18 protein-coding genes and 1 pseudogene are annotated in these 21,145 nt (G+C 67.0%); 11 read left to right on the top strand and 8 right to left on the bottom strand.

What is annotated here, in order from left to right:
* The first annotated feature begins 119 nt into the window (after positions 1–119).
* The 4 genes from AC13F7_RS08370 to AC13F7_RS08355 all read left to right on the top strand — a co-directional run bounded on the left by AC13F7_RS08370 (position 120) and on the right by AC13F7_RS08355 (position 6,184).
* Positions 120–2,549 (top strand): putative bifunctional diguanylate cyclase/phosphodiesterase, encoded by a 2,430-nt coding sequence (locus AC13F7_RS08370; RefSeq protein ID WP_482999828.1) that lies wholly within the window; start codon positions 120–122, stop codon positions 2,547–2,549.
* Between the two features lie 111 nt (positions 2,550–2,660).
* Positions 2,661–4,286 carry a sensor domain-containing diguanylate cyclase gene (locus tag AC13F7_RS08365; protein WP_483000130.1) on the top strand — a complete coding sequence of 542 codons (1,626 nt, stop codon included), beginning with the start codon at positions 2,661–2,663 and terminating at the stop codon, positions 4,284–4,286.
* Positions 4,287–4,343: 57 nt separating this feature from the next.
* A complete protein-coding gene (locus AC13F7_RS08360; RefSeq protein ID WP_123728735.1) occupies positions 4,344–5,066 on the top strand; it encodes a pseudouridine synthase in 723 nt (240 codons plus the stop codon).
* A 47-nt stretch (positions 5,067–5,113) separates the two neighbouring features.
* A complete protein-coding gene (locus AC13F7_RS08355) occupies positions 5,114–6,184 on the top strand; it encodes a sensor domain-containing diguanylate cyclase (RefSeq protein ID WP_482999827.1) in 1,071 nt (356 codons plus the stop codon).
* Between the two features lie 24 nt (positions 6,185–6,208).
* Here the strand turns inward: AC13F7_RS08355 and AC13F7_RS08350 are convergent, their stop codons facing one another.
* Positions 6,209–7,156 (bottom strand): DMT family transporter, encoded by a 948-nt coding sequence (locus tag AC13F7_RS08350; RefSeq protein ID WP_482999826.1) that lies wholly within the window; start codon positions 7,154–7,156, stop codon positions 6,209–6,211.
* Positions 7,157–7,234: 78 nt separating this feature from the next.
* Here AC13F7_RS08350 and AC13F7_RS08345 point away from each other — a divergent pair, with 78 nt between their 5' ends.
* Positions 7,235–7,891, top strand: coding sequence for a Pr6Pr family membrane protein (locus AC13F7_RS08345; protein ID WP_482999825.1), 657 nt, complete (start codon positions 7,235–7,237; stop codon positions 7,889–7,891).
* Between the two features lie 4 nt (positions 7,892–7,895).
* Here the strand turns inward: AC13F7_RS08345 and AC13F7_RS08340 are convergent, their stop codons facing one another.
* A complete protein-coding gene (locus AC13F7_RS08340; RefSeq protein ID WP_482999824.1) occupies positions 7,896–8,714 on the bottom strand; it encodes a DUF72 domain-containing protein in 819 nt (272 codons plus the stop codon).
* Positions 8,711–9,150: pseudogene (locus tag AC13F7_RS08335) on the bottom strand (VOC family protein). The gene AC13F7_RS08340 and the pseudogene AC13F7_RS08335 overlap by 4 nt, the downstream one beginning before the upstream one ends.
* A 111-nt stretch (positions 9,151–9,261) precedes the next feature.
* On the opposite strand from AC13F7_RS08335, the gene AC13F7_RS08330 reads away from it, so the two are divergent.
* Positions 9,262–10,839 (top strand): serine hydrolase, encoded by a 1,578-nt coding sequence (locus AC13F7_RS08330; protein ID WP_482999823.1) that lies wholly within the window; start codon positions 9,262–9,264, stop codon positions 10,837–10,839.
* An 89-nt stretch (positions 10,840–10,928) separates the two neighbouring features.
* Positions 10,929–12,761, top strand: a complete 1,833-nt coding sequence (gene smrA, locus AC13F7_RS08325) for a multidrug efflux ABC transporter SmrA (RefSeq protein WP_482999822.1) — start codon at positions 10,929–10,931, stop codon at positions 12,759–12,761.
* 79 nt (positions 12,762–12,840) lie between these two features.
* Here the strand turns inward: smrA and AC13F7_RS08320 are convergent, their stop codons facing one another.
* Positions 12,841–14,649 (bottom strand): DUF885 domain-containing protein, encoded by a 1,809-nt coding sequence (locus AC13F7_RS08320; protein ID WP_482999821.1) that lies wholly within the window; start codon positions 14,647–14,649, stop codon positions 12,841–12,843.
* Between the two features lie 156 nt (positions 14,650–14,805).
* On the opposite strand from AC13F7_RS08320, the gene AC13F7_RS08315 reads away from it, so the two are divergent.
* Positions 14,806–15,582 carry a DUF4349 domain-containing protein gene (locus AC13F7_RS08315; RefSeq protein WP_482999820.1) on the top strand — a complete coding sequence of 259 codons (777 nt, stop codon included), beginning with the start codon at positions 14,806–14,808 and terminating at the stop codon, positions 15,580–15,582.
* A gap of 44 nt (positions 15,583–15,626) precedes the next feature.
* Here the strand turns inward: AC13F7_RS08315 and AC13F7_RS08310 are convergent, their stop codons facing one another.
* A complete protein-coding gene (locus tag AC13F7_RS08310; protein WP_019184421.1) occupies positions 15,627–15,920 on the bottom strand; it encodes a hypothetical protein in 294 nt (97 codons plus the stop codon).
* An 87-nt stretch (positions 15,921–16,007) separates the two neighbouring features.
* Positions 16,008–16,958 carry a LysR substrate-binding domain-containing protein gene (locus AC13F7_RS08305; RefSeq protein ID WP_482999819.1) on the bottom strand — a complete coding sequence of 317 codons (951 nt, stop codon included), beginning with the start codon at positions 16,956–16,958 and terminating at the stop codon, positions 16,008–16,010.
* A gap of 159 nt (positions 16,959–17,117) precedes the next feature.
* Between AC13F7_RS08305 and AC13F7_RS08300 the strand changes: the two genes are divergently transcribed.
* A complete protein-coding gene (locus AC13F7_RS08300) occupies positions 17,118–17,999 on the top strand; it encodes a DMT family transporter (protein WP_482999818.1) in 882 nt (293 codons plus the stop codon).
* Positions 18,000–18,097: 98 nt separating this feature from the next.
* On the opposite strand, the gene AC13F7_RS08295 is transcribed toward AC13F7_RS08300, so the two are convergent.
* Complete coding sequence (locus AC13F7_RS08295) at positions 18,098–18,997, bottom strand: peptidylprolyl isomerase (protein WP_482999817.1); 900 nt, start codon at positions 18,995–18,997, stop codon at positions 18,098–18,100.
* Between the two features lie 78 nt (positions 18,998–19,075).
* A complete protein-coding gene (locus AC13F7_RS08290) occupies positions 19,076–19,531 on the bottom strand; it encodes a hypothetical protein (protein ID WP_482999816.1) in 456 nt (151 codons plus the stop codon).
* Positions 19,532–19,687: 156 nt separating this feature from the next.
* Between AC13F7_RS08290 and AC13F7_RS08285 the strand changes: the two genes are divergently transcribed.
* Together AC13F7_RS08285 and AC13F7_RS08280 are read left to right on the top strand one after the other, a co-directional pair.
* On the top strand, positions 19,688–20,053 hold the full coding sequence (locus tag AC13F7_RS08285) for a PadR family transcriptional regulator (protein WP_123728747.1): 366 nt from the start codon (positions 19,688–19,690) through the stop codon (positions 20,051–20,053).
* Positions 20,050–21,030 carry a sensor domain-containing protein gene (locus AC13F7_RS08280; protein ID WP_482999815.1) on the top strand — a complete coding sequence of 327 codons (981 nt, stop codon included), beginning with the start codon at positions 20,050–20,052 and terminating at the stop codon, positions 21,028–21,030. The genes AC13F7_RS08285 and AC13F7_RS08280 overlap by 4 nt, the downstream gene beginning before the upstream one ends.
* Positions 21,031–21,145: the final 115 nt, after the last annotated feature.

Raw genomic sequence — 21,145 nt, 5'->3', positions numbered from 1 at the left:
GGGCATCCTGCCACCGGGGCGGCTTCGCGCCGTCTCAACATGGCGCGTTCTAGCCTGTGGATTGGACCGGGTCCACATGGAATGAGTTTCCACATACGCAGCCCCAGGGGGGATCGGCGATGGTTGGAAGTCGCAGGGATGTAGGCGTCACCGCAGTTCCGTATTCCACGCGGGGCCTGACCCTGCGGTTCGTGTTGTTGACCGGCATGGCAATCAGCCTGGTCGGCATTTCCGCGCTGATCCAGGAACTGCAGGCCGCGTCCACGGCCTGGATCATGGGCCAGAGCCACTGGTCACGCGGCCAACAACAGGCCACGCACGCGCTCTCGCGTTACATCACCTCCGGCGAGTCCGACGATCTGGCCGCCACACGGCAGGCGCTGCGGGTGCCCTTGGGTGATCTTTCCGCGCGACGCGCCCTTGAGCAGGCCGACCCGGACATCGCCGCGGCGCGCCAGGGCTTCATCGAGGGCGGCAACGCACGCGGTGATATCAACCGGCTGATCCTGTCCTATCGCTATCTGCGTGATCAGCCGTATTTCCGAGACGCGGTCCGCCTGTGGCGCGGTACCGATGACGATCTGCTGGCGTTGGTGGCCATCGCCGATCGTGTGCAGGCCGGGCATCTCGCCGGCAGCCTGACGCCCGATGTCCAGCAGGCACTGCAGCGCCGGGTGCAGGCACTGGATGTCGACATGCAGAACCAGGCCCGCGCGTTCTCGGGTGCGTTGCTGCATACTGCGGCGATGGTCCGGATGACGACGTTCATCGTCGGCGGCTTGTCGGTGCTGGCCATCACCCTGATCGCCGTGCTGCTGGCGCGGCGCGTGCGCAACGACCTCACGGAAAAAGAAGGACGGTTCCGCGCAGCGTTCTACCAGGCCACGGTAGGCATGCTCAAACTGGACGAGGAAGGCGGGATCGTCGAGGCCAACCAGGCGATGGCCGATATCCTCGACCATCGCCGTGAGGCGCTGCTCAGTCTGTCGCTGGCCGATATCCTGGTGGACGGCGAACTGGTGCTGGACGAGCACGGCCGGATCGACTGGCCGCGGCAGCTGCGCCCCGGTGAGCTGCGCTTCCTGCGTGCCGACGGCAGCCTGATGTGGGGGCGCTGGAGCGGTACAGTGGTGCGCACGCGGGCACGGGCGCCGGCGGTGTTCGCGCTGGTCGAGGATGTGTCGCAGAACCATGCGCTGGCGCGCGAGGTGGAACACCACGCCAGCCACGATCCGCTCACCGGGCTGATCAACCGCCGTGAAATCGAGCGGCTGCTGGAACAGGCGCTGGTGACGGTGCGGGCAGAGGGAGGCACGCACTCGCTGTGCTACATCGACCTGGATTACTTCAAGCTGGTCAACGATGGTCTCGGCCACGCGGCGGGTGACCAGTTGCTGCGCAGCTTCGCCGACTACCTGGTGGGCGCGGTGCGCGATGGCGACTGGGTCGGGCGCCTGGGTGGGGACGAGTTCGCTCTGTTCCTGGCCAATGCCACCCAGGACGAGGCCAAGCAGGTGCTGCAGCGGGTGGTCCGCACCCTCGGCCAGGTCGCCTTCCAGCACGGCGAGGGGGCACCCAAGGTGAGCTGCAGCATCGGCGTGGTCGAGGTTACCGCGGAAGCGCCGGATGTGAACTGGCTCATGAGTGCCGCCGACAGCGCCTGCTATGCCGCCAAGGAGGCCGGCCGCAATCGCGTGCATTGCTACAACGAGAGCCGCATGGCGCTGGACGAGCGCCGGCGTGAGGCGGAGCGGTTGGCCAATGTCTCCAGCGCGATCGCCGAGAACCGCATGCTGCTGTACGCCCAGCGCATCGAACGGGTCGGCGATCCGGACTTCCTGCATTACGAAGTGCTGGTGCGCATGCGCAGCCCGGAAGGCGTACTGCAGGGGCCTGGGGAATTCATGGGCGCGGTCGAGCGCTACGGCATGGGCATGTCCTTGGACCGGCACGTGCTGTCGCTGTTGTTCCGGCATCTGCAGGTGTGCCCTGCGCACGTGCAGCAGCTGGGCCTGTGCAACGTCAACGTGTCCGCGCAGTCGATCGCCGAGCCCAGTTTCCTGGCCTTCGTCACCGATCTGCTGGAGCGCAACCGTGGCCTGGCCCGCAAGCTGTGCTTTGAGATCACCGAGACCGCAGCGGTCAGCAACATCGAGCAGGCGCGCACCTTCATCGATGCGGTGAAGGCGCGCGGCTGCCGGATGGCGCTGGACGATTTCGGGTCGGGGCTGTCTTCGTTCGGCTACCTTCGCCAGTTGCCGGCCGACATGCTCAAGATCGATGGCGTGTTCGTTCGCGATATGAACCTGGATCCGGTCAACCGCGCCGCGGTGCGCGCGATCACCGAGGTCGGGCGCGAACTGCACATGATGGTGGTCGCCGAGTGGGTGGAATCGGCGGTGGTGGCCGATCAACTGGCGCAGATGGGGGTGGAAGGTCTGCAAGGGTACGCGATCGAGCGGCCGATTCCGTTGGAACGCATGACCCAGCCCGCTCTGCGGGCGGCCCGTGCCGGTGTGTCATCGGATGCATGGCGCAGCACGCCATGATGCGATAATCGTGGCCGACGGCGGCGGGCGGGGTGTCCACTGACGACCAAGGGCGGGCGGGGCACAGGTGTGAGCAACGGGGGCGGGTTTTCAAGCGGGGTGGTGCTGCTGATGCTGCTGCTGTGGCTGTTGCCATGGAGCGCGAAGGCCGCATCGCCGACCGTGGGGCAGGATTTTCTGTTGCTCGGCGGGGCCACCGATGAGGTGACGCCCCAGCGTGCCTGTGCGCCGGATGTCCTGGCCCGCCACCAGGAGGTCCTGTCGATTCCGTCGCCGCTGCAGGGCTGGTCGGGGAAACCGCAGGCCGTGGATGTGTTCGGCGTGCTCACCGGCGAGGTCCGCATCAGTCATGGCGACCGCGAAATCTGCGGCAGCATGCACGACGCCCGCACGCGCGATTCCCGGTTCCGCGCCGGTGTCGGGCTGGTGGTGGTACCCGAGGCCGGCAACCACGAGCCGATCGTGGTCTCCTGGACCCGACCGCTCAAGCCGCGCTGGGTCCCGACCATCGAGTTGGGTGCGCCCAGCCCGGTGCAGCAGAACGACACGGCACGGCTGCTGATGCGCGCGGCCTGCATCGCGGTGGCGATCGCGCTGGCACTGTCGGCATTGATGGGCTGGTTCACCACCCGCGACCGCTCGTTCCTGGTGTATGTCGGCGCATGCGTGGTGTTCGTGCTGTGGCAGGCGGTGCTGGGGGGCTTGAGCGGCTATCCCGAGCCGTGGCTGCCCGTGCACGAGCACGCCTCGTGGTGGCTGGTCGCGCTGAGCGCGTTCAGCGAAGCGCTGCTGCTGCCCATCCTGTGGCGCCTCAACGGTGGGGACCGTCGCTGGCCGCGCTCCCGCCCGGCCCAGCATGCGGTGCTGTGGGGACTGGTAGCGATGGGGCTGACCGTGCCTTTGTGGGGGCCGGACGGTCTGGCCGTGGTGTCCGAACTGCTGGAATGGGTCTTCATGGCCGGCTGCGTGCTGTGCCTCGGCGCGGGTGTGTGGGGTCTGTCGCGGCGCGATGCGTATGCGCTTCGGGGTCTACTGGCGCTGGTACCGTGGTGGATCATGATCGTGGCCGATGCGTTCAACGCACAATGGCTGGTGGCGTACCGGATCGAGGCGTTGCAGCTGTCCACCACCTGGTTCCTGATGATGGCGGCCTACGCGCTCAATCTGCGCCTGGGCCGCCTGCGCCGTCAGCGCGATGAAATGCGCCAGTTGGCCGACACCGACGTGCTGACCGGCCTGCCCAATCGTCGCGCAGGCCTGCGCCTGCTCGCGGAGTACCTGGAGCAGGCGCGCCGTGAGCCGATGCCGTTGGCGATCGGCTTTCTGGACATCGATCTGTTCAAGGACATCAACGACCAGTTCGGGCATGAGATGGGCGATCAGGTGCTGGTGGCCGTGGCCCGCGCCCTGCGCGGGGCCGTACGCAACCAGGACAACGTGATCCGGATGGGCGGGGAGGAGTTCCTGGTGCTGCTGCCTGGGGCTGGCCACGCCGCCGCGGTTGCCCGGCTGGAGACCGTCCGCCAACAGGTCGCCACCGTCGCCAAGGGCCTTGGCATTCACGGGCTGCGGGTGTCGGCCAGCATCGGCCTGGCGGTGCTCAAGCCCGGTACGGATGACCTGGCCGGTCTGTTGCGCCGGGCCGACCACGCCATGTACTGCGCCAAGCGCAACGGGCGCAACCAGATCCATGACGGGGAACGCACCACCACGGCCGGCGATCCGTTGCCGGCCTGAAACGGCGGCGCGTGCGAAATCCGCAGCGGGACGCGGCTTTTGCCCGATAATGGGCGCATGACAATCCGACTCAACAAGCACATCGCCGATACCGGCTTCTGTTCCCGGCGCGAAGCCGACCGCCTGATCGGCGAGCGCCGCGTCACCGTCAATGGGCACCCCGCCGGTACCGGTGCGGTGGTTGGCGAGCAGGACGTGGTACTGGTCGATGGCCAGCCGCTGCGCGCCCGCGAGGCGAAGAAGGCCGGCGGCCGCAAACACGTCTATATCGCGCTGAACAAGCCGGTGGGGATCACCTGCACCACCGAAAGCTCGGTCAAGGGCAACATCGTGGAGTTTGTCGGCCACGAACAGCGGATCTTCCCGATCGGCCGCCTGGACAAGGATTCCGAAGGCCTGATCCTGCTGACCAGCAACGGCAACATCGTCAACCAGATTCTGCGTGCCGAGAATGGCCACCAGAAGGAGTACATGGTGGCGGTGAACAAGGCGGTCACCGATGAGTTCCTGCGCGGCATGGCGCGGGGCGTGCGCATCCGCGACGAAGTCACGCTGCCGTGCCGGACCAGCAAGCTGGCCAAGTTCGGCTTCCGGATCACCCTGCAGCAGGGTCTGAACCGGCAGATCCGACTGATGGCCGCCGCGTTTGGGTTCCGCGTCACCCAGCTGCGCCGGGTGCGCATCGACAACATCAAGCTGGGCGCGCTCAAGCCCGGCCAGTGGCGCAACCTGACCGACGCCGAGCTCAAGGGCCTGCTGCCCAAGCAGCTGGACTGGTAACGCCGCGCTCGGGATAGACTGCGCGGGTACTGTCGATGCCCGCCGCGATGATCAAGCCTTCCAAGCCGGACAATGAAGCGCAGCGCCTGTTGGCGCTGCAGCGCTACCAGATTCTTGACACCCCCCAGGAACGTTCGTTCGACGACCTGGTGACGATCGCCACCGCCCTGTGCGGGACCCGGATGGGGGCAGTGACCCTGGTCGACCAGGACCGCCAGTGGTTCAAGGCGCGCCAGCACCTGGACGCCTGTGAGACCCATCGCGACATTTCCTTCTGTGCCCACGCCATCCTGACCCCGGACCAGGTCATGGTGGTCGAAGATGCCCGCAGTGATCCGCGTTTTTCAGACAACCCGGTGGTGGTGGACGACCCGCACGTGCGCTTCTACGCCGGCGCGCCGCTGCTCAGTGTAGAAGGCCTGCCGCTGGGCACGCTGTGCGTCTTCGATGCGGCGCCGGGGCATCTGGACAGCAGCCAGCTGCTGGCGCTCACCGCGCTGTCCCGGCAGGTTTCGCTGGTGATGGAACTGCGCCGCTACGCGCATGAAATCCAGCAGCACATGACCGACCGGGCCTGGTACGAACAGCGGCTGGCCGAATACAACGAACTGCTGGAGCAGCAGAACGCGGACCTGGCCGAACAGAGCCGGACCGATCCGCTGACCGGCCTGCCCAACCGCCGCGCGATGAGTGCGGCGCTGGAGGCGGCGGTGCGCGATGCCGATGGCCAACCGCGCTCGACCGCGGTGGCGTTGCTGGACATCGATCACTTCAAGACCGTCAACGATCTGTACGGGCATTCCACCGGTGACCATGTGCTGTCCGAACTGGCCAGGTTGCTGCGCGCGCATTTCGCCGGGCACGGCCTGGCCGCGCGCTATGGTGGCGAGGAGTTCGTGGTGCTGATGCCTGACACGCCGTTGGCCACCGCCGAACTGCAGTGCGATTTCCTGCGTATGGCGGTGACCGATCTGCCGTTGGGCCTGCCGCTGACGATCAGCATCGGGGTGGCCGCACACCGCCACGGGGACGCGATCGAACAGACCCTGGCCCGCGCCGATGCGGCGCTCTACCGGGCCAAGGGCGAGGGCCGCAACCGGGTGATCCGCGCCGACTGAGCGGCGTGGACCGTGTCGGCCCGCTCAATCCGCGATGTTGCGCGCTTCTGAGGTGGCCAGGATTTCCGGATGCTGGACCTTCCTGCGGCGGTTGAGCAGCGGGTGCAGGAACACCGCGCCGACGATGATCGCCACACCCGCATAGAACAGCGGGGTCAGCTCCCGCTGCTCGCTGAGCAGCACCATCGCCAGCAGGATCGCGTACACCGGCTCCAGATTGGTCACCAGCTGCGAGGTGTAGGCGCTGATATGGCGCAGCGCGACCAGCGCCAGCGCGAACGGCAGCAGCGTGCACAGCCCCGCCAAGGCCAGCAGCAACAGGCCATCGTGCAGGTCCGGGATCACCCACAGGTCGCTGGCCAGGGCCGGCAGCAGGAACGGCAGCACCGGTGCCAGCAGGGTCAGGGTGAGGGTGCCTGCACCCAGTTCCAGCGCGGTCACGGTGAGCGGGTCGGCATGGCTGACCAGGCGCTTGTTGAGCGAGCCGAAGATCGCCACCAGCAGCGCCGACAACGCGCCGATGAGCACGCCCAGGCGCATGCCGTCGGGCACGCCTCCCACCACCAGCGCGACGCCGGGCAGGACCAGGATGCCGAAGGCCAGTTCGCGGAACTGGAAGGGACGCTTGGCCACCCACGGTTCGATCACGGCGGTGAACACCGGCGCCAGCGCGATGCAGGTGGCGGCCACCGAGGCATTGGCGAGCTTCACCGCACCGTAAAAGGTGAGCCAATGCAGGGCGACCAGCGCGCCGACACCGCAGTAGCCGGCCACCAGACGCGGCGACAGCTGGCGCAGACCACGCCACACGCGCGGGACCAGCGCCAGCATGGCCACCACCAGCAGCATGCGCCACCACACCAGGGGCAGGGCGGGCAGGGTGATCAGCTTGCCGAGGATGGCAGTGACGCCCCACAGCAACACACAGAAATGGATTTGCAGCAGGGCTCTGCGGGTGTCGGTCATCGGCATCTGCCTATTGTGCGGCAAGCCGCGCCCGTAGCGATGCCCTCCACGCGATCCTCTGCAGGGCCGTGGCATCCTGCGCCGATGAAACGCCATCACATCGATACGCTTGCTTCCGTCCTGTCACCGGCGTTGCGCGGCTGGGCCGGTCTGACCGCCGCGGTCGCGGTAGTGTCGCTGCTGCTGCAGTACGCTCTGTTGCTGCGCACGCCGGGCCAAGGGGTGGCGGACGCGACGCTGCGCTATCTGGGCTACTTCACCATCCTCAGCAACATCGGGGTGGCGGTGGTCTGCCTTGCGCTGGCCTGCGGCCGCCGGACAGGGCTGGCCGGTCCGGTACCGCGCGCGGCGGTGGCGTTGTTCATCGGCATTACCGGGCTGATCTACGTGACGCTTCTAGCCCCGCTGTGGGACCCGCAGGGCGCGCAGTGGTGGGCCGATACCGGACTGCACTACGCGGTGCCGGTGATGTACCTGGTCGGCTGGCTGGCCGGACCGCATGGCGGCCTGCACCGGCGCGGGCTGCTCGCCGCCCTGGCGTTTCCGACGGTCTACCTGGGCTGGGCACTGCTGGTCGGTCGGCTCAGCGGTCAGTATCCGTATCCGTTCCTGGATCTGAGGGCGCTGGGCACGGCGCTGGTCCTGCGCAACGTGCTGGGCGTAGCCGTGGTGTTCGTGGTGGGCGGTGCGCTGCTGTGGTGGCTGGACAGCGCGCTGGCCGCCCGGCGCCGGCGCCGCTGAGGACTTACCCGTCGCCGAGCTGCATCAGTTGGTCGCGCAGGGCCATCGCCGCGCCGGGATTGCGCTGTTTGGCCGCACCGATGAACACCACATAGACCTCGCGAGATGGACCTGCGGGAGCCTCGGCAGCGAGGTGGGGCAGGTCCGGGGTGTCTTCGCCGCGGGCCCACCGCGCAGCGCGCAGCGACCACTGCTGGATCGCCCGTGCCGGGTAACCGGCACGCAGGTTCGCGCGTGAGTGCATCACTCGCGCGTAGATGAACTCGGCGGTGGGGTCGGCGAAACTGGGGTACTCCTCCGAGCCACTGAACACCAGCGCGGCACCATGGGCGCGGGCGGCGGTCAGCAGTTCAGGCGTCCAGGCCGCGGGGTTGCGCACCTCCAGTGCGTGCTGAAGACGATGGCCATCGACCTTGCGTGGCAGCATACCGAGGAACCGGTCAAATTCGGCCGCACCGGCGGGATGGCTGTCACCGAACTGCCAGATCAACGGGCCCAGCCTGTCTTCCAGTGCGCTGATGCCGTTGATGAAGCGCTCGGCCCGTTCCCCAACGGTCGTCAGGTCGTGGGTCTGGGTGATCGTGCGCGGTGCTTTGGCCGAAAAGCGGAAACCCTCGGGGGTCTGGGCGCGCCATTGCGCATAGATGGCCGGCTTCTGCGCGCGGTAGAAGGTGCTGTTGATTTCGATGCAGCCCAGCTGTTGGCTGGCATACGCCAGTTCCTCGCGTTGCGGCAGTCCGGCCGGATAGAAGGTACCGCCGCGCCACGCCGGAAAGACCCAGCCGCCGATCCCCGTGCGGATGGAGCCGGCCGCAGCGCTCATGCGCCGTCCGCGTGGTCGACCCATGGGTCGTAGCTGCCGAACCACCACAGGTAGCCTTCCAGATCCCGGCAGGCATAGCCGCGGCCACCATAAGGCTGGTCGGCGATGTCCATGACGATCTGCGCGCCGGCGGCAACGGCGCGCGCATGATGCGCATCCGGATCGGCCACGATCACGCACGCGCTCTGGGTCTGGCGGCCACCGACCTCGTCCGGCTGGACGCTGTAGCGGCCCATTGGCTGCCGTTGTCGACAGAGCCCAGCATGATCATGCCGTGGCCGTAGACGAGCTGCGCGTGGTGGACGGTATCGCCATCGGCGTACACCGCGTGTTTCTCGAAGCCGAACGCGCGCTGCAGCCAGGCAATGGCGGCGTGTGCATCGCGGTAGCGCAGGCAGGGAATGATGGTGGCGGTGGTCTCGGCGGGCGCGGTCATGGCGGGCCTCCTTCTGGCACAGGCGAGCCTGATCCGGCCCGCGTTACCATCGTGCGAAACCGGGGCGTTGGCACTCTAGACGCACCCGCCACACGCAACCGGAGACACTGCTTGAACACATCCTGGATCGGAGGCGCCGTGCTGCTGGCATGCGCACCCTTGGCATCAGCGGCCGTGCCGGCCGAACTGCAGCGGCTGGACGCCACCATCGAACGCGCCCGCAGCGCGTTCGACATTCCCGGCATCGCCGTGGCGGTGGTCAAGGATGGCCAGGTAGTGATGGAACGCGGCTACGGGGTGCGCGAGCTGGGCAAGCCGGACCCGGTCCAGGCCGATACGCTGTTCGCGATCGCCTCCAACACCAAGGCGTTCACCGCTACCTCGCTGAACCTGCTGGCCGAACAGGGCAAGCTGAAGATGGACGATCGCGTGATCGATCATCTGCCCGGTTTCCGCATGTCCGATCCGTATGTGACCGGCGAAATGCGCATCCGCGATCTGCTGTCGCACCGCAGCGGCCTGAGCCTGGGGGCGGGCGACCTGTTGTTCTGGCCGACCACCTCCTACAGCAACAAAGAGGTGGTGCAGCGGCTGGGCAAGGTGCCGTTGAAGGCCGGTTTCCGCGATCGGTACGCCTACGACAACATTCTCTACGCGGTCGCCCAGCAGGTGATCGAACAGGTGTCCGGGCAGACCTATGCGGACTTCCTGCAGCAGCACATCTTCACCCCGGTGGGCATGCGCGGCACCCGCTACAACGCCGATCACCTCCAGCCAGGCGACAACGCCGCGGTCGGGCACGCCAAGTACGATTTCAGCCAGCTGCGCACGGTCGCGCCGCTGACCTGGTCCAACAATGCCGGCGCTGGCGGCATCTATTCCAGCGTGCACGACATGGCGCGCTGGATGAACGTGCAGCTGGCCCAGGGAAAACTGGACAATGGGCAGCCGCTGTTCACCGCCAAGACCCAGCAGGCGATGTGGCAGATGATCACCCCGCAGGTGGTGCCCGAGCCGAGCGTGCCGCAGCTGGCTTCCGCCCGTCCGAACTTTGCCGGCTATGGCGAAGGCTGGAGCCTGAGTGACTACCGCGGCGAGAAACTCGTCTGGCATACCGGCGGCTGGCCGGGCATGGTCTCGCGCGTGACCCTGGTGCCTGCGCAGAAGCTGGGCATTGTGGTGTTGACCAACCAGGAAGTGGGCGCGGCGTTCAACGCGATCACCATGGAGGCGCTGGACGCCTATCTGAAGGCGCCGGCCACGGACTGGGTCGCCGCGTATGCAGCCGCCGTTGCCAAGTCGCAGGAAAAGGCGGACGAGGGCTGGGCGAAGCACCAGGCCGCGCGCGATGCGAAGTCCAGACCGTCGCTGCCGCTGGCGCGCTATGCCGGGGGCTATCGCGACGCCTGGTACGGCGATGTGTTCGTGGAGCAGCAGGGCGGCAAACTGCGCTTGCGCTTTGGCAGGACCGCGCAGTTGATCGGCACGCTGGAGCATTGGCAACACGATACCTTCCTGGTGCGCTGGGACGACCGCTCGCTCAACGCCGATGCCTTCGTGAATTTCAGCCTCGATCCGGATGGCAAGGTCCGCGAGGTGCGCATGCAGGCCGTGTCGTCGCTGACCGATTTCAGCTTTGATTTCCAGGACCTGCTGCTGACCCCGATCGCACCGGAGGCCAAGGGCTGAACCCCGTCGCCGGCGTGTGATGGAGGTGAGAGTAAAAGGACAGGCCGCGGTGGGATAATCGCGGCCTGTTTTGTTTTTGGTGCACTGCGATGTTCCGCTGGTTCGAATCGCTGATTCCGGTTTTCCCGCCGATCGACGCGCGCATGCCACCGCGCAAGGTGGTGCCGTTCTATATCCACTATCTGCGCCCGGTATGGCCGGTGCTGCTGGCCACGTTGATCGCCGGCCTGCTGCTGGCGCTGGTCGAAGTGGCGATGTTCGATTTCCTTGGCCGCATCGTGGACATGGTCGCCGAGCAGCCCGGCAGCGATTTCTTTGCCCGGCATGCCAACACATTGATGTGGATGGCCGGCATCACCCTGATCGCGCGGCCGCTGCTGGTGTCGTTGCACAGCCTGCTGGTCAACCAGGCGATCGTACCCGGGCTGAGCAACCGCTCGCGCTGGTTGATGCACAACTATGTCGTGCGGCAGAGCCTGAGCTTCTTCCAGAACGATTTCGCCGGCAGCATGGCCAACCGGGTCATGCAGACCGGCACCTCGCTGCGCGAGTCTGCCGTGCAGATGGTCGATTCGCTCTGGTACATCATTGTCTACACCGGTACCGCGCTGTATCTGTTCGCGCAGGCCGACTGGCGACTGATGATTCCGCTGGGGCTGTGGATGGCCGGCTACGCGGTGATCATGTGGTACTTCGTGCCGCGGGCCAAAGAGCGCGCATGGATCGCCTCCGAAGCACGCTCCAAAGCGATGGGCCGCATCGTGGATGGGTACACCAACGTGCCCACGCTCAAGCTCTTTGCCCATGGCGGGCGCGAGCAGGCTTACGTGGCCGAGGCGATCGACGAACTGGCCATCAAGCACCGCGGCCAGACCCGGGTCACCACCGGGCTGGAAGTGACCATCGCCATCGTCAACGGCTTCCTGATCGTGGGCACCTGCGGCCTGGCGCTGTGGCTGTGGAACGGCGGCCACATCACCGTCGGTGCGATCACGCTGGCCACCGGTCTGGTGATCCGCATCCACAACATGTCCGGCTGGATCATGTGGACCATCAACGGCATCTTCGAAGATATCGGCACGGTACAGGACGGCATCACCACCATCTCCCAGCCCCTGACCGTGCAGGATCGCGCCGATGCCGTGCCGTTGGTGGTGAGACAGGGCGGTGTGCATTTCGATCACATCCATTTCCATTACGGTAAACGCGGTGGCGTGATCGCCGGGTTGGACCTGCAGGTGAAGCCCGGTGAGAAGATCGGTCTGGTCGGCCCCTCCGGTGCCGGCAAGTCGACCCTGGTCAACGTGCTGCTGCGCCTGTACGACCTGGAAAGCGGGCATATCCGCATCGACGGGCAGGACATCGCCGGGGTCACCCAGGAAAGCCTGCGCGGGCAGATCGGCGTGGTCACCCAGGACACCTCGCTGCTGCACCGTTCGATCCGCGACAACCTGCTGTACGGCCGCCCCGATGCCACGGAACAACAGTTGCACGCTGCGGTCGCCAAGGCGCGCGCGTCGGCCTTCATCGATACGCTGGTCGATGGGGAAGGGCGCCGGGGTTACGACGCGCATGTCGGCGAGCGTGGGGTGAAGCTGTCCGGTGGCCAGCGCCAGCGCATCGCGATCGCGCGGGTGCTGCTCAAGGACGCCCCGATCCTGGTGCTGGACGAAGCAACATCGGCACTGGATTCGGAAGTGGAAGCGGCGATCCAGGACAACCTGGATGAATTGATGACCGGCAAGACGGTGATCGCGATCGCGCACCGCCTGTCCACCATCGCGCGTATGGACCGGCTGGTGGTGATGGATCAGGGCCGCATCGTGGAAACCGGCACGCACGCCGAGCTGATCGCGGCGGGCGGGTTGTATGCGCGATTGTGGGCGCGGCAGACCGGGGGCTTCGTGGCGGCCGACGCGTAACGCCGGCGGGGTGGGCAAAAAAGAAACGGCCCGGGTCACCCCGGGCCGTTTGCCTGTCTGACGAGGAACCAGGCGGTACTTACTCGATCGGCTGATCCAGCATCAGCTGGCGCGCGAAGCGCACCGGCGGGGCGCCGTAGGACAGCATCTGATCGTGGTACGCCTTCAGGTTGAACTTCGCGCCCTGCTTGTCCTGCACGGCCTTGCGGGTATCGAAGTGTTCCTGCGCACCCACGAAGTAGGTCGGCAGCTGCGCGGAGGTCAGCTGCGCACGCACCCACTTGCCCGAGGCTTCGCTTTCCTGCTGGAAGGCATCGTGGGTCATCAGGTGCATCGCCTGCTCACGCGTCCAGTTGTCCACGTGCACGCCCTGATCCAGGATCGCGTTGGAGATGGTGCGCAGGTAGAACTTCAGCTGCACCAGGTGGAACAGCGGGTCGTTGTCCAGGTAACCCTGTTCCTGCATCATCCGCTCGGTGTAGACCGCCCAGCCTTCGGCGAACAGGCCCGAACGCAGCACCGCGCGCAGCGTGGAGGGGAACTTGCCCGAGTGCCAGCCTTCCAGGTAATGGCCCGGGGTGCCCTCGTGGATGCTCAGCAGGTGGATCATGCGGCTGTTGTATTCGCGCAGGAACGAATCGACCTGCTTGTCGGTCCAGTCGTCCGGGATCGGCGAGACCGCGTAGAAGGTCTTCAGGTTCTTGTCGAGCGGGCCCGGCGAGTCGCAGTAGGCCACGGCCACGCCACGCTGGAATTCCGGCATCAGGATGATGTCGACCGGCGAATCGGGCAGGGTCATCAGGTCATGCGTGCGCACGAATTCGGTGGACTGCTCCAGCGCGGCCTTGGCGTCTTCAACGACCTTGTCGCGTGCCGGCTTGTCCGCGTAGGCCAGCTCCAGCGCGGCTTCGATCGCGGCCTGCTGCTGCTCATCGCTCGGGTTGGCCGGCAGCGCCGGCGCACCCGGCTTGTCCTTGAGTACAGTCTGCGCGATGCCATACATGTCCTGGCGCACGCGCGTAAGTTCAGCACGCGCGCGCTCGCCGATCTCGGCGCGCGACAGCGATGAGTTCAAGGCGAACTTCAGCTTCTGGTCGTACAGCGCCGCACCGATGCGGAAGTCCCCCTTGGCGTTCGGCACCAGGGTCTTGTCCAGCCAGGTCTGCTGTTCGTCGACGGCCTTCTTCAGGCCGTCGATCGCAGCCTGCAGGCGCTTGCCGTCTTCGGCCGGCAGCTCACCGATGTGCGGGGTGATGAAGGTATCGACGATGCTCAGGATGCCGCGGTTCTGCTTGGCCACGGTTTCGGCGTGGATCTTCGGCACGCGGGCCGGGTCCAGGTTCTCGCGCGCCTGAGCGAAGATCTGCGGCAGCTTCTCCATGCGCGCGGTGGCCGACTTCAGGCGGTCGGGCAGCGGGGCGAACTCACGCGCCATCAAGCCGTACAGCGCGCTGCCGGCCATGCCGTTGTACATCTGCGGGTCCCACTTGGGCGACTGCAGCACTTCGGCGGTCCACACTTCGGACTGCAGCTGGTTGCGCAGGATCGCCGCGTCCACCTGGTTCTCGCGCGAGAGCTTGCTGACGTCGATCTTGTCCAGATCGCCCAGCAGTGCCTTGTATGCGGTCAGCATCTTCTGCTGGCCGGCCGCGCTCAGGTCGTCGATCTCGCTGTCGTAGCGGTGATCGCCAATCTGTGTGGCGCTGATCGGGGACAGCTGCATCCAGGTGTCCAGGGCGCGCTTGGACAGGTCGGCGAAGGCCGTATCGACCGCAGCGTCACCGGCCGGGGTGGCCGCTTCGGTGCCGGTGGTGGGCGTCGGGGAGTCGGCCTGCTGGCAGCCACCAAGGGCGGCGATCAGGGCGAGGGCAAGCAGATGCTGGCGCATCGGTGTTCCTGTACTGGGGACAATCCCCGAGCATAGGGCCGATGGCCCCCGTTGTCCCCGTGCCATTGGATTACCATGCGCCGTGAAGATCATCGCCTTGGATGGAGTTGCACTGTGACTGGATGGAACGGACGGGCCCGCGCCGGGCTGGCAGGGATGCTGTTGTTGGGTCTGGTGGCCTGTGGCCGCAGCGGCGAGGACTACGCGGCCGATACGGCCGCCGGGGCCGTGGCCTCACCGGAGGGCGCGTTCCTGGCCTATGAGCACGACCTGCGCATCCAGCTCGACGCAAAGCGCATCAGTGAGCGGGTGAAGGCCGTGTCCGAGGCCTGCCAGAGCAACCGGTTCGGGGATTGTGCCGTGCTGCAGGTGGGCGAGGAAGGCGGTGAAACCCGCTCCGGCTCGATCCGCGTGCGCATCGCGCCCAAGGGGGTGGAACCGATCATCGCGCTGGCCGGTGAAGGCGGCGATGTGGCCTCGCGCAACACCCATGCCGAAGATCTGGCCCAGCAGGTGGCCGACACCGCGCTGACCCAGACCCGGTTGCAGAAAGAGCACGCACAACTGCAGGCCTATCAGCAGCGCAGCGACATGAAGGTCGCCGATCTGCTGGCGGTTTCGCAGCGCATGGCAGAGATCGAGGCCGGGCTGGAGCAGGCCAACAAGGAGGCCGCGCAGCAGCGCCGGCGGATCGATACCCAGCTGGTGACGATGCACTTCGAAGGGCCAGCCGGGCAGCGCAGCCGCAGCGAGATCGGCAAGGCGTTCAGCGAGTTCGGCTCGATCTTCACCACCAGTATCGCCTTCGTGATCCGCGCGATCGCTGCCTTGGTGCCGGTCGGCGTGGTGGTCTGGGCGGTCGGTGCCGTGGTCGTGGCGCTGTGGGTGGGGCGCCGTCGCACGGGGCGCAAGGCCGCGACGGCTGCACGCTGATGGAGCGGTCGTGCCGCGCCTGAAAGCGCGGCACGACGGTTGACTCAGCCTTCGTCCTGCTCGTATTCCACGAACACATCCAGTTCCAGCGCCAGTTCCTGCACGGCATCACGCACGCGCTGGGCGCCGAGTGCGTTGCCTACTTCCACTTCCAGTTCGTGGGTGCCCGGGCCGATGTCATCGGACAGGCCGGCCGAGCTGGAATCGTCGTCGTCCATGTGCGGCATCAGGTCGTCGGTTTCCTCCACGTGTTCGATCCCCTCGATGCTCTGCAGCAGGTCGGTGATGGCACGTGCATCGTCTTCGGTGCCGGTGATTCGCAGTCGCAACAGGGCCATGGGCGGGTCCTCGGGGAAAGGGACTCCAGCCTAGCCAGCGTGCGGAAAAGATCGGGTGAGGATGCGTGCTGGATCGTGGCGTCCGGTTCAGTCGTGCGCGCGGTCTGCAGGCGGCAGGCCCAGCAGCTCGTCAGGCAGGGCCGGCAGCGGGGTGCGCTCATCCAGTGCTTCGCGCTTGAGCCAATCCATGAACGCCTGCGCGGTCGGGCTGAGCGGGCGGTGCTCGGCATGCACCACGTAGTAGGCGTAGCGCGCCTTGAGCACGGGACCGGGCAGACGCACCAGCTCGTAGCGCTGCAGATAGGGCTGTGCGATGTGCTTGCGCGCCAGCACTGCGCCGATGCCGTAGACCGCAGCGCGCATCGCATCGGTGCTGTCGCTGAAAGTGTGCAGTGAGGGCAGGTCCAGGCCGCGCACGCCAGCGGCGCGGAACCAGTCGCGCCAACCCTGCGGTGACATGTCGCTGAGCAGTGGCAGCGAAGCGATCTGCGCCGGGTCGCGCAGCGCCGATACCCCTGGCAGCGCCGGCGAGGCGACCGGGCAGAGTTCATCGTCCATCAGGTGATGCGCGGTCATGCCCGGCCACTGGCCGAGGCCATAACGGATGCCCAGTTCCGGCCCCGTCTCGTCGAAGCGGACCAGCTCGGTACTGGTCTGCAGCTCGATACGCATGCGCGGATGCTGTTGGGTGAAGCGCGGCAACCGCGGGATCAGCCAGCAATACGACAGCGAGCGGATGGTGGTGACGCGCAGCGGCACGATGTCCGCCTGGGGATGCAGGTTGCCAGCCACTGCATTGAGGTCACTGAGCGCGGCCGCCGCCGCATCGGCCAGCTGGCGTCCTTCGGCGGTCAGCCGCACGCCGCGCGCATGGCGCTGGAACAGCACGGTTCCGAGCAGCTGTTCCAGCCGGCGCACATGGTGGCTGACCGCACTGGCGGTGAGGTGCAGCTCCTGGGCGGCGTGGGCAAAGTTCTGGTGGCGCGCGGCAACCGCGAACACCCCCAGCGCTGGCAACAGGGCAGGGCGAAGGATCATGGTCGAGACCCAAATCAGATTTGTGGCTTGCACGGATACTACGCGCTTGTGGGCGCGTGACGGCAGGCGGATGCTGTCGCCCTTCTCCCCCGGATTCACGCGCATGTTGCCGTCTCTTACCGCTTGCCTTGCGTGTCAGCCTTTCGCCGGAGGGCAGCCGTGAGCGGGGCGCCGCTGGCCGCAGGCACGGTCGAGCGCGATTGGCGCACCCCGCTGGAACTGACCGTGCTCGGTGCGATCTGGGGCTGCTCGTTCCTGTTCATGCGGGTGGCCGTGCCCGCCTTCGGGTCATATGCGCTGGTGGAGGTGCGGCTGCTGCTCGGCGCGCTCGTGCTGCTGCCGTTCCTGTGGCAGGCGCGCGCACAGTTCCCGGCCCGACGCTGGCTGTGGCTGGCGCCGATCGGCCTGATCAATTCCGCCATCCCGTTCGTGCTGTTCGCCTGGGCTGCGCAACGCGCCCCGGCGGCGATCGGTGCGATCTGCAATGCGATGACCGTGCTGTTCGCCGCACTGATCGCCTTCCTGTTCTTCGGCGAAAAGATCGGCATGCGCCGCGCGATCGCCCTGCTGGTCGGCTTCGCCGGCGTCGTGGTGCTGGCCACGGCCAAAGTGTCCGGTCTGAGCATCGGTGCGGCGGTGATCGCCGGTGCCCTGGCCGCGCTGTTGTATGGCCTGGGCGTCAATCTGGTGAAGCGCCACATGACGGGCCTGCCACCGGCGGCGTCGGCCGGTGCCACGCTCGGCTGCGCGGCGATCCTGCTGCTGCCGATGGCGCTGACCCATTGGCCGACCGCCCCGATCCCGATGCTGTCCTGGGCCTGCGCGATCGCGCTGGGCGTGGTCTGCACCGGCCTGGCGTTTTTGATGTTCTACCGTTTGATCGCCCGCATCGGTCCGGCGCGCGCTTCGACCGTGACGTATCTGGTGCCGATGTTCGGTGCGCTGTTTGCCTGGTTGTTCCTGGGCGAACCGGTGACGGGAGCGATGGTGGTGGCGGGCGTGCTGATTCTTGGCAGCGTGGCCGTGTCGCAGAAGGGATAGAGGTCGCTTCTGCGCAGGCGATCAGCCGGCCAGCGGCCGGCACTACCCGGACGTGCATGTCCAACACCATGCACGTTCAACGCGCCGCTGGCTCGGCCTTACCGCACCGGCACCGGGATGTTGCACAGGTCGATGTGGCCGGCCGGGCGCTTGTAGAAATCATCCACGCGGTTACGGCGCGCTTCGGTCGCATCGGCAAAGGTCCTGGAGTCCGTGCGCAGCACCTGCAGCCTGGGTCGTTCCGCAGCCGGTACATCGCTGGCACGCTGGATCGACTGGATCGCCGTGCGCTGCGCTGGATCGGCGTAGAAGCCCATCGGTGCCGGGCCACGCGGCAGCGCGCTGAGCAGTTCCATGCCCTGCAGCACGCGGCCGACCACGGTGATATTACGGTCCAGCTGACGGGGGGACTGCCCGGTCACGACATACAGCTCGGCGCCGACGCTGCTGTCTTCCTCGTTGTTGCGGCCGGCGCCCAGTGCACCGTAGCAATGCGCCAGCCAGGTCTTGCCGTCCTTGCGATCCTGGCCCACCGGGAAGCCGTCGACGAAACCGGTCTGGTCGGCCCAGCCGTCACGATCGGGCAGCAGGCTGACCGTGAGCCCCTTGCTGTCGCGCTGGAACTCGGCCGGGAGTTTGCGCTTGGCACTGCCAAGGGCTTTTGCCTTGGCTGCGTCATCCGCATCGGCATCGCCGAACTGCACCACGAAGTTGTCCTGCGCGCGGTAGATGCTCTCGCCATCCCAGAAATGCTCGTGGGCCAGGGTCTGGATGTTGGCGACATGCTGCGGCGCGAACGCCGGGGCCAACTCGATGATGACGCGACCGGCGGGCAGGTTCATGTACAGCAGGTTGGCCGGGTCGGGCGTGCGCCAGTCGCTGTCCGGGGAGGCGTCGAGGATCTGCTGCGGGCTGCGATAAGGCGTGGCCGCGCTGGCCAGGGTGGGGAGCAGGCAGGCCAGGGCGAGAGTGAGCACGGCGAAGCGATGATTTTGCATGGTGTCCCCGAAGATGGTGGCGTCCCGATAATGCGCGAGCGGCGCACTGCGTGTCATGTCACGGTGCGGGTTACCTCGTCACTCCGCGTGAGCGGCGAAGTAATCGTCCAAGGCTTTGCCGGCGCACTGACCCCGCTGCCGCGGACCCGGTTGGGCTTCGCAGGCAGCCAGCGCGGGGTGGATCGCGACGTAATCCACCACCACGTCTTCGGCCGGCCGCGTCGAGGCGCGATAGCAGATCATCGCGCGGTAGACCGTGTATACCGCCGCATCCACGGGGGGCAGGTCGCTGAAGACCTCGTCGACCGTTTCGCGCGCCATCGCGGCGTGCCATGACGGGTCCGTCTTGATCGGCTCCGCACGGGCCAGCACGCTCTCCCGGCTATCGCCGCGCTGGCGCGCGTCCAAGGCCAGCAGCGCGACGCTGATCGACTCATGCGAGCCATCGACGAAGTTGCATCCCTTCATGGCGTGGGCGGGGCCGGCGGCAGCGGCCAACAGGGCAAGCGACAGGATGGCAGTGGGAGTCTTCATGACGTCATGTGCGTTCCGTGGGGAGAGCGATTCTGACAGATCGCCCCGCACCGGGGCCTTCGGATCGGAAAGCATCCCAACCGGCACGGTGACTAACGACACATCCGCTATAGCGAACTTCGGACTAGTGTGGACTCCACGCTAGCGGAGACCGCCATGAGCGACCACGAGGTCCACCTCAAGAAGTTCCAGAAAGAGCTCAGCTCCGGCACGGTATCCCTGGCCTTGCTGGCAGTGTTGGCCAAGGCCGGTGAGCCGCTGTATGGCTACCTGATCGCCAAGGAGCTGGAGCGGGTCGGGGAGGGGGTGCTGAGTGGCAAGCAGAGCGCGCTGTACCCGGTGCTGCGCAACCTGGAAGGGGCCGGGTTGCTGGAAAGCCATGTTGAGCCATCGGTGGCCGGCCCACCGCGTCGCTATTACCGCATCAATGACACGGGGCACGAGGTGCTCAGGCAATGGACCGCCGCGTGGCGCGCCACCCGTGATTCCGTCGATTCCGTCCTGGAAGGGGTAACCGCATGAACATCGAATCCGTGGCCGATCGGGCCTTGCCGACCACCATTCCCGCGTATCTGGCACAGCTGCGCGCGGCGCTGCACGACGCCGATCCGGCGATGGTGCAGGACGCCCTGTACGACGCCGAGGAGTATCTGCGCTCGGAGCTGGCCGCCCAGCCGGGGCGCAGCGAGGCGGAAGTGATCGCCGATGTGGCCGGCAGCTATGGTGCGCCGGAAGAAGTGGCCGAAATCTACCGCGAAACGGAAATCACCGTGAACCGCGCGCTGCGCACGCCAAGCGCGGGTGCGGCGCCGATCCGGCGTGCAGCGGCCACCAGCCCCGGCATCGCCTCGGTACCACCGCCGCAAGCGCCGCCCAAGCCACGCTCGGCCTTGGCCCGCTTCTTCGGCGTCGCCCTGGAGGCACGCACCTATGGCGCGCTGTTCTACATGCTGCTCTCGCTGGCCACCGGTATCTTCTTCTTTACCTGGGTGGTCACCGGCCTGTCGCTGTCGCTGGGGCTGATGGTGTTGATCATCGGCATCCCGGTGGCGGTGTTGTTCTTCGGTTCGGTACGCGGGTTGTCGCTGCTGGAAGGGCGATTGGTGGAAGCCCTGCTGGGCGAGCGCATGCCACGCCGGCCGACGTACTCCGACCGCAGCCGCAGCTGGCTGCAGCGCATCGGCGACATGTTCACCGATGGCCGTACCTGGCTGACTCTGCTGTACTTCGTGCTGATGCTGCCGCTGGGCATCGTCTATTTCACGATCGCCACCACGCTGTTGTCGACCTCGATCGGCTTCATCTGGGCGCCCGTGGCGGCGCTGTTCTCCAGTGACTACGTGGGCATCCACATCGACGGCATCCAGATGCTGCCGATCTGGGTCACACCGCTGCTGGCGATCATCGGCGTGCTGCTGCTGTTTGCGACGCTGCACCTGGCCCGCGGCATCGGTCACCTGCACGGGATGATGGCCAAGCACCTGCTGGTGCGGCTGTAACGTTCGGCCACAGGTCGGAACCCGAGGATCCGGTAGTGGGGGGGGGGGGGGGGGGGGGGGGGGGGGGGGGGAGAAACCCCGCCCGCCCCCCGCCGGCCCCCCCCCCCCCCAACGC

The sequence above is a fragment of the Stenotrophomonas sp. K-6 genome (assembly GCF_056861555.1).
The sequence above is the reverse complement of the archived record's forward strand: the minus strand, read 5'-3'. Positions and strand labels throughout refer to the sequence as shown.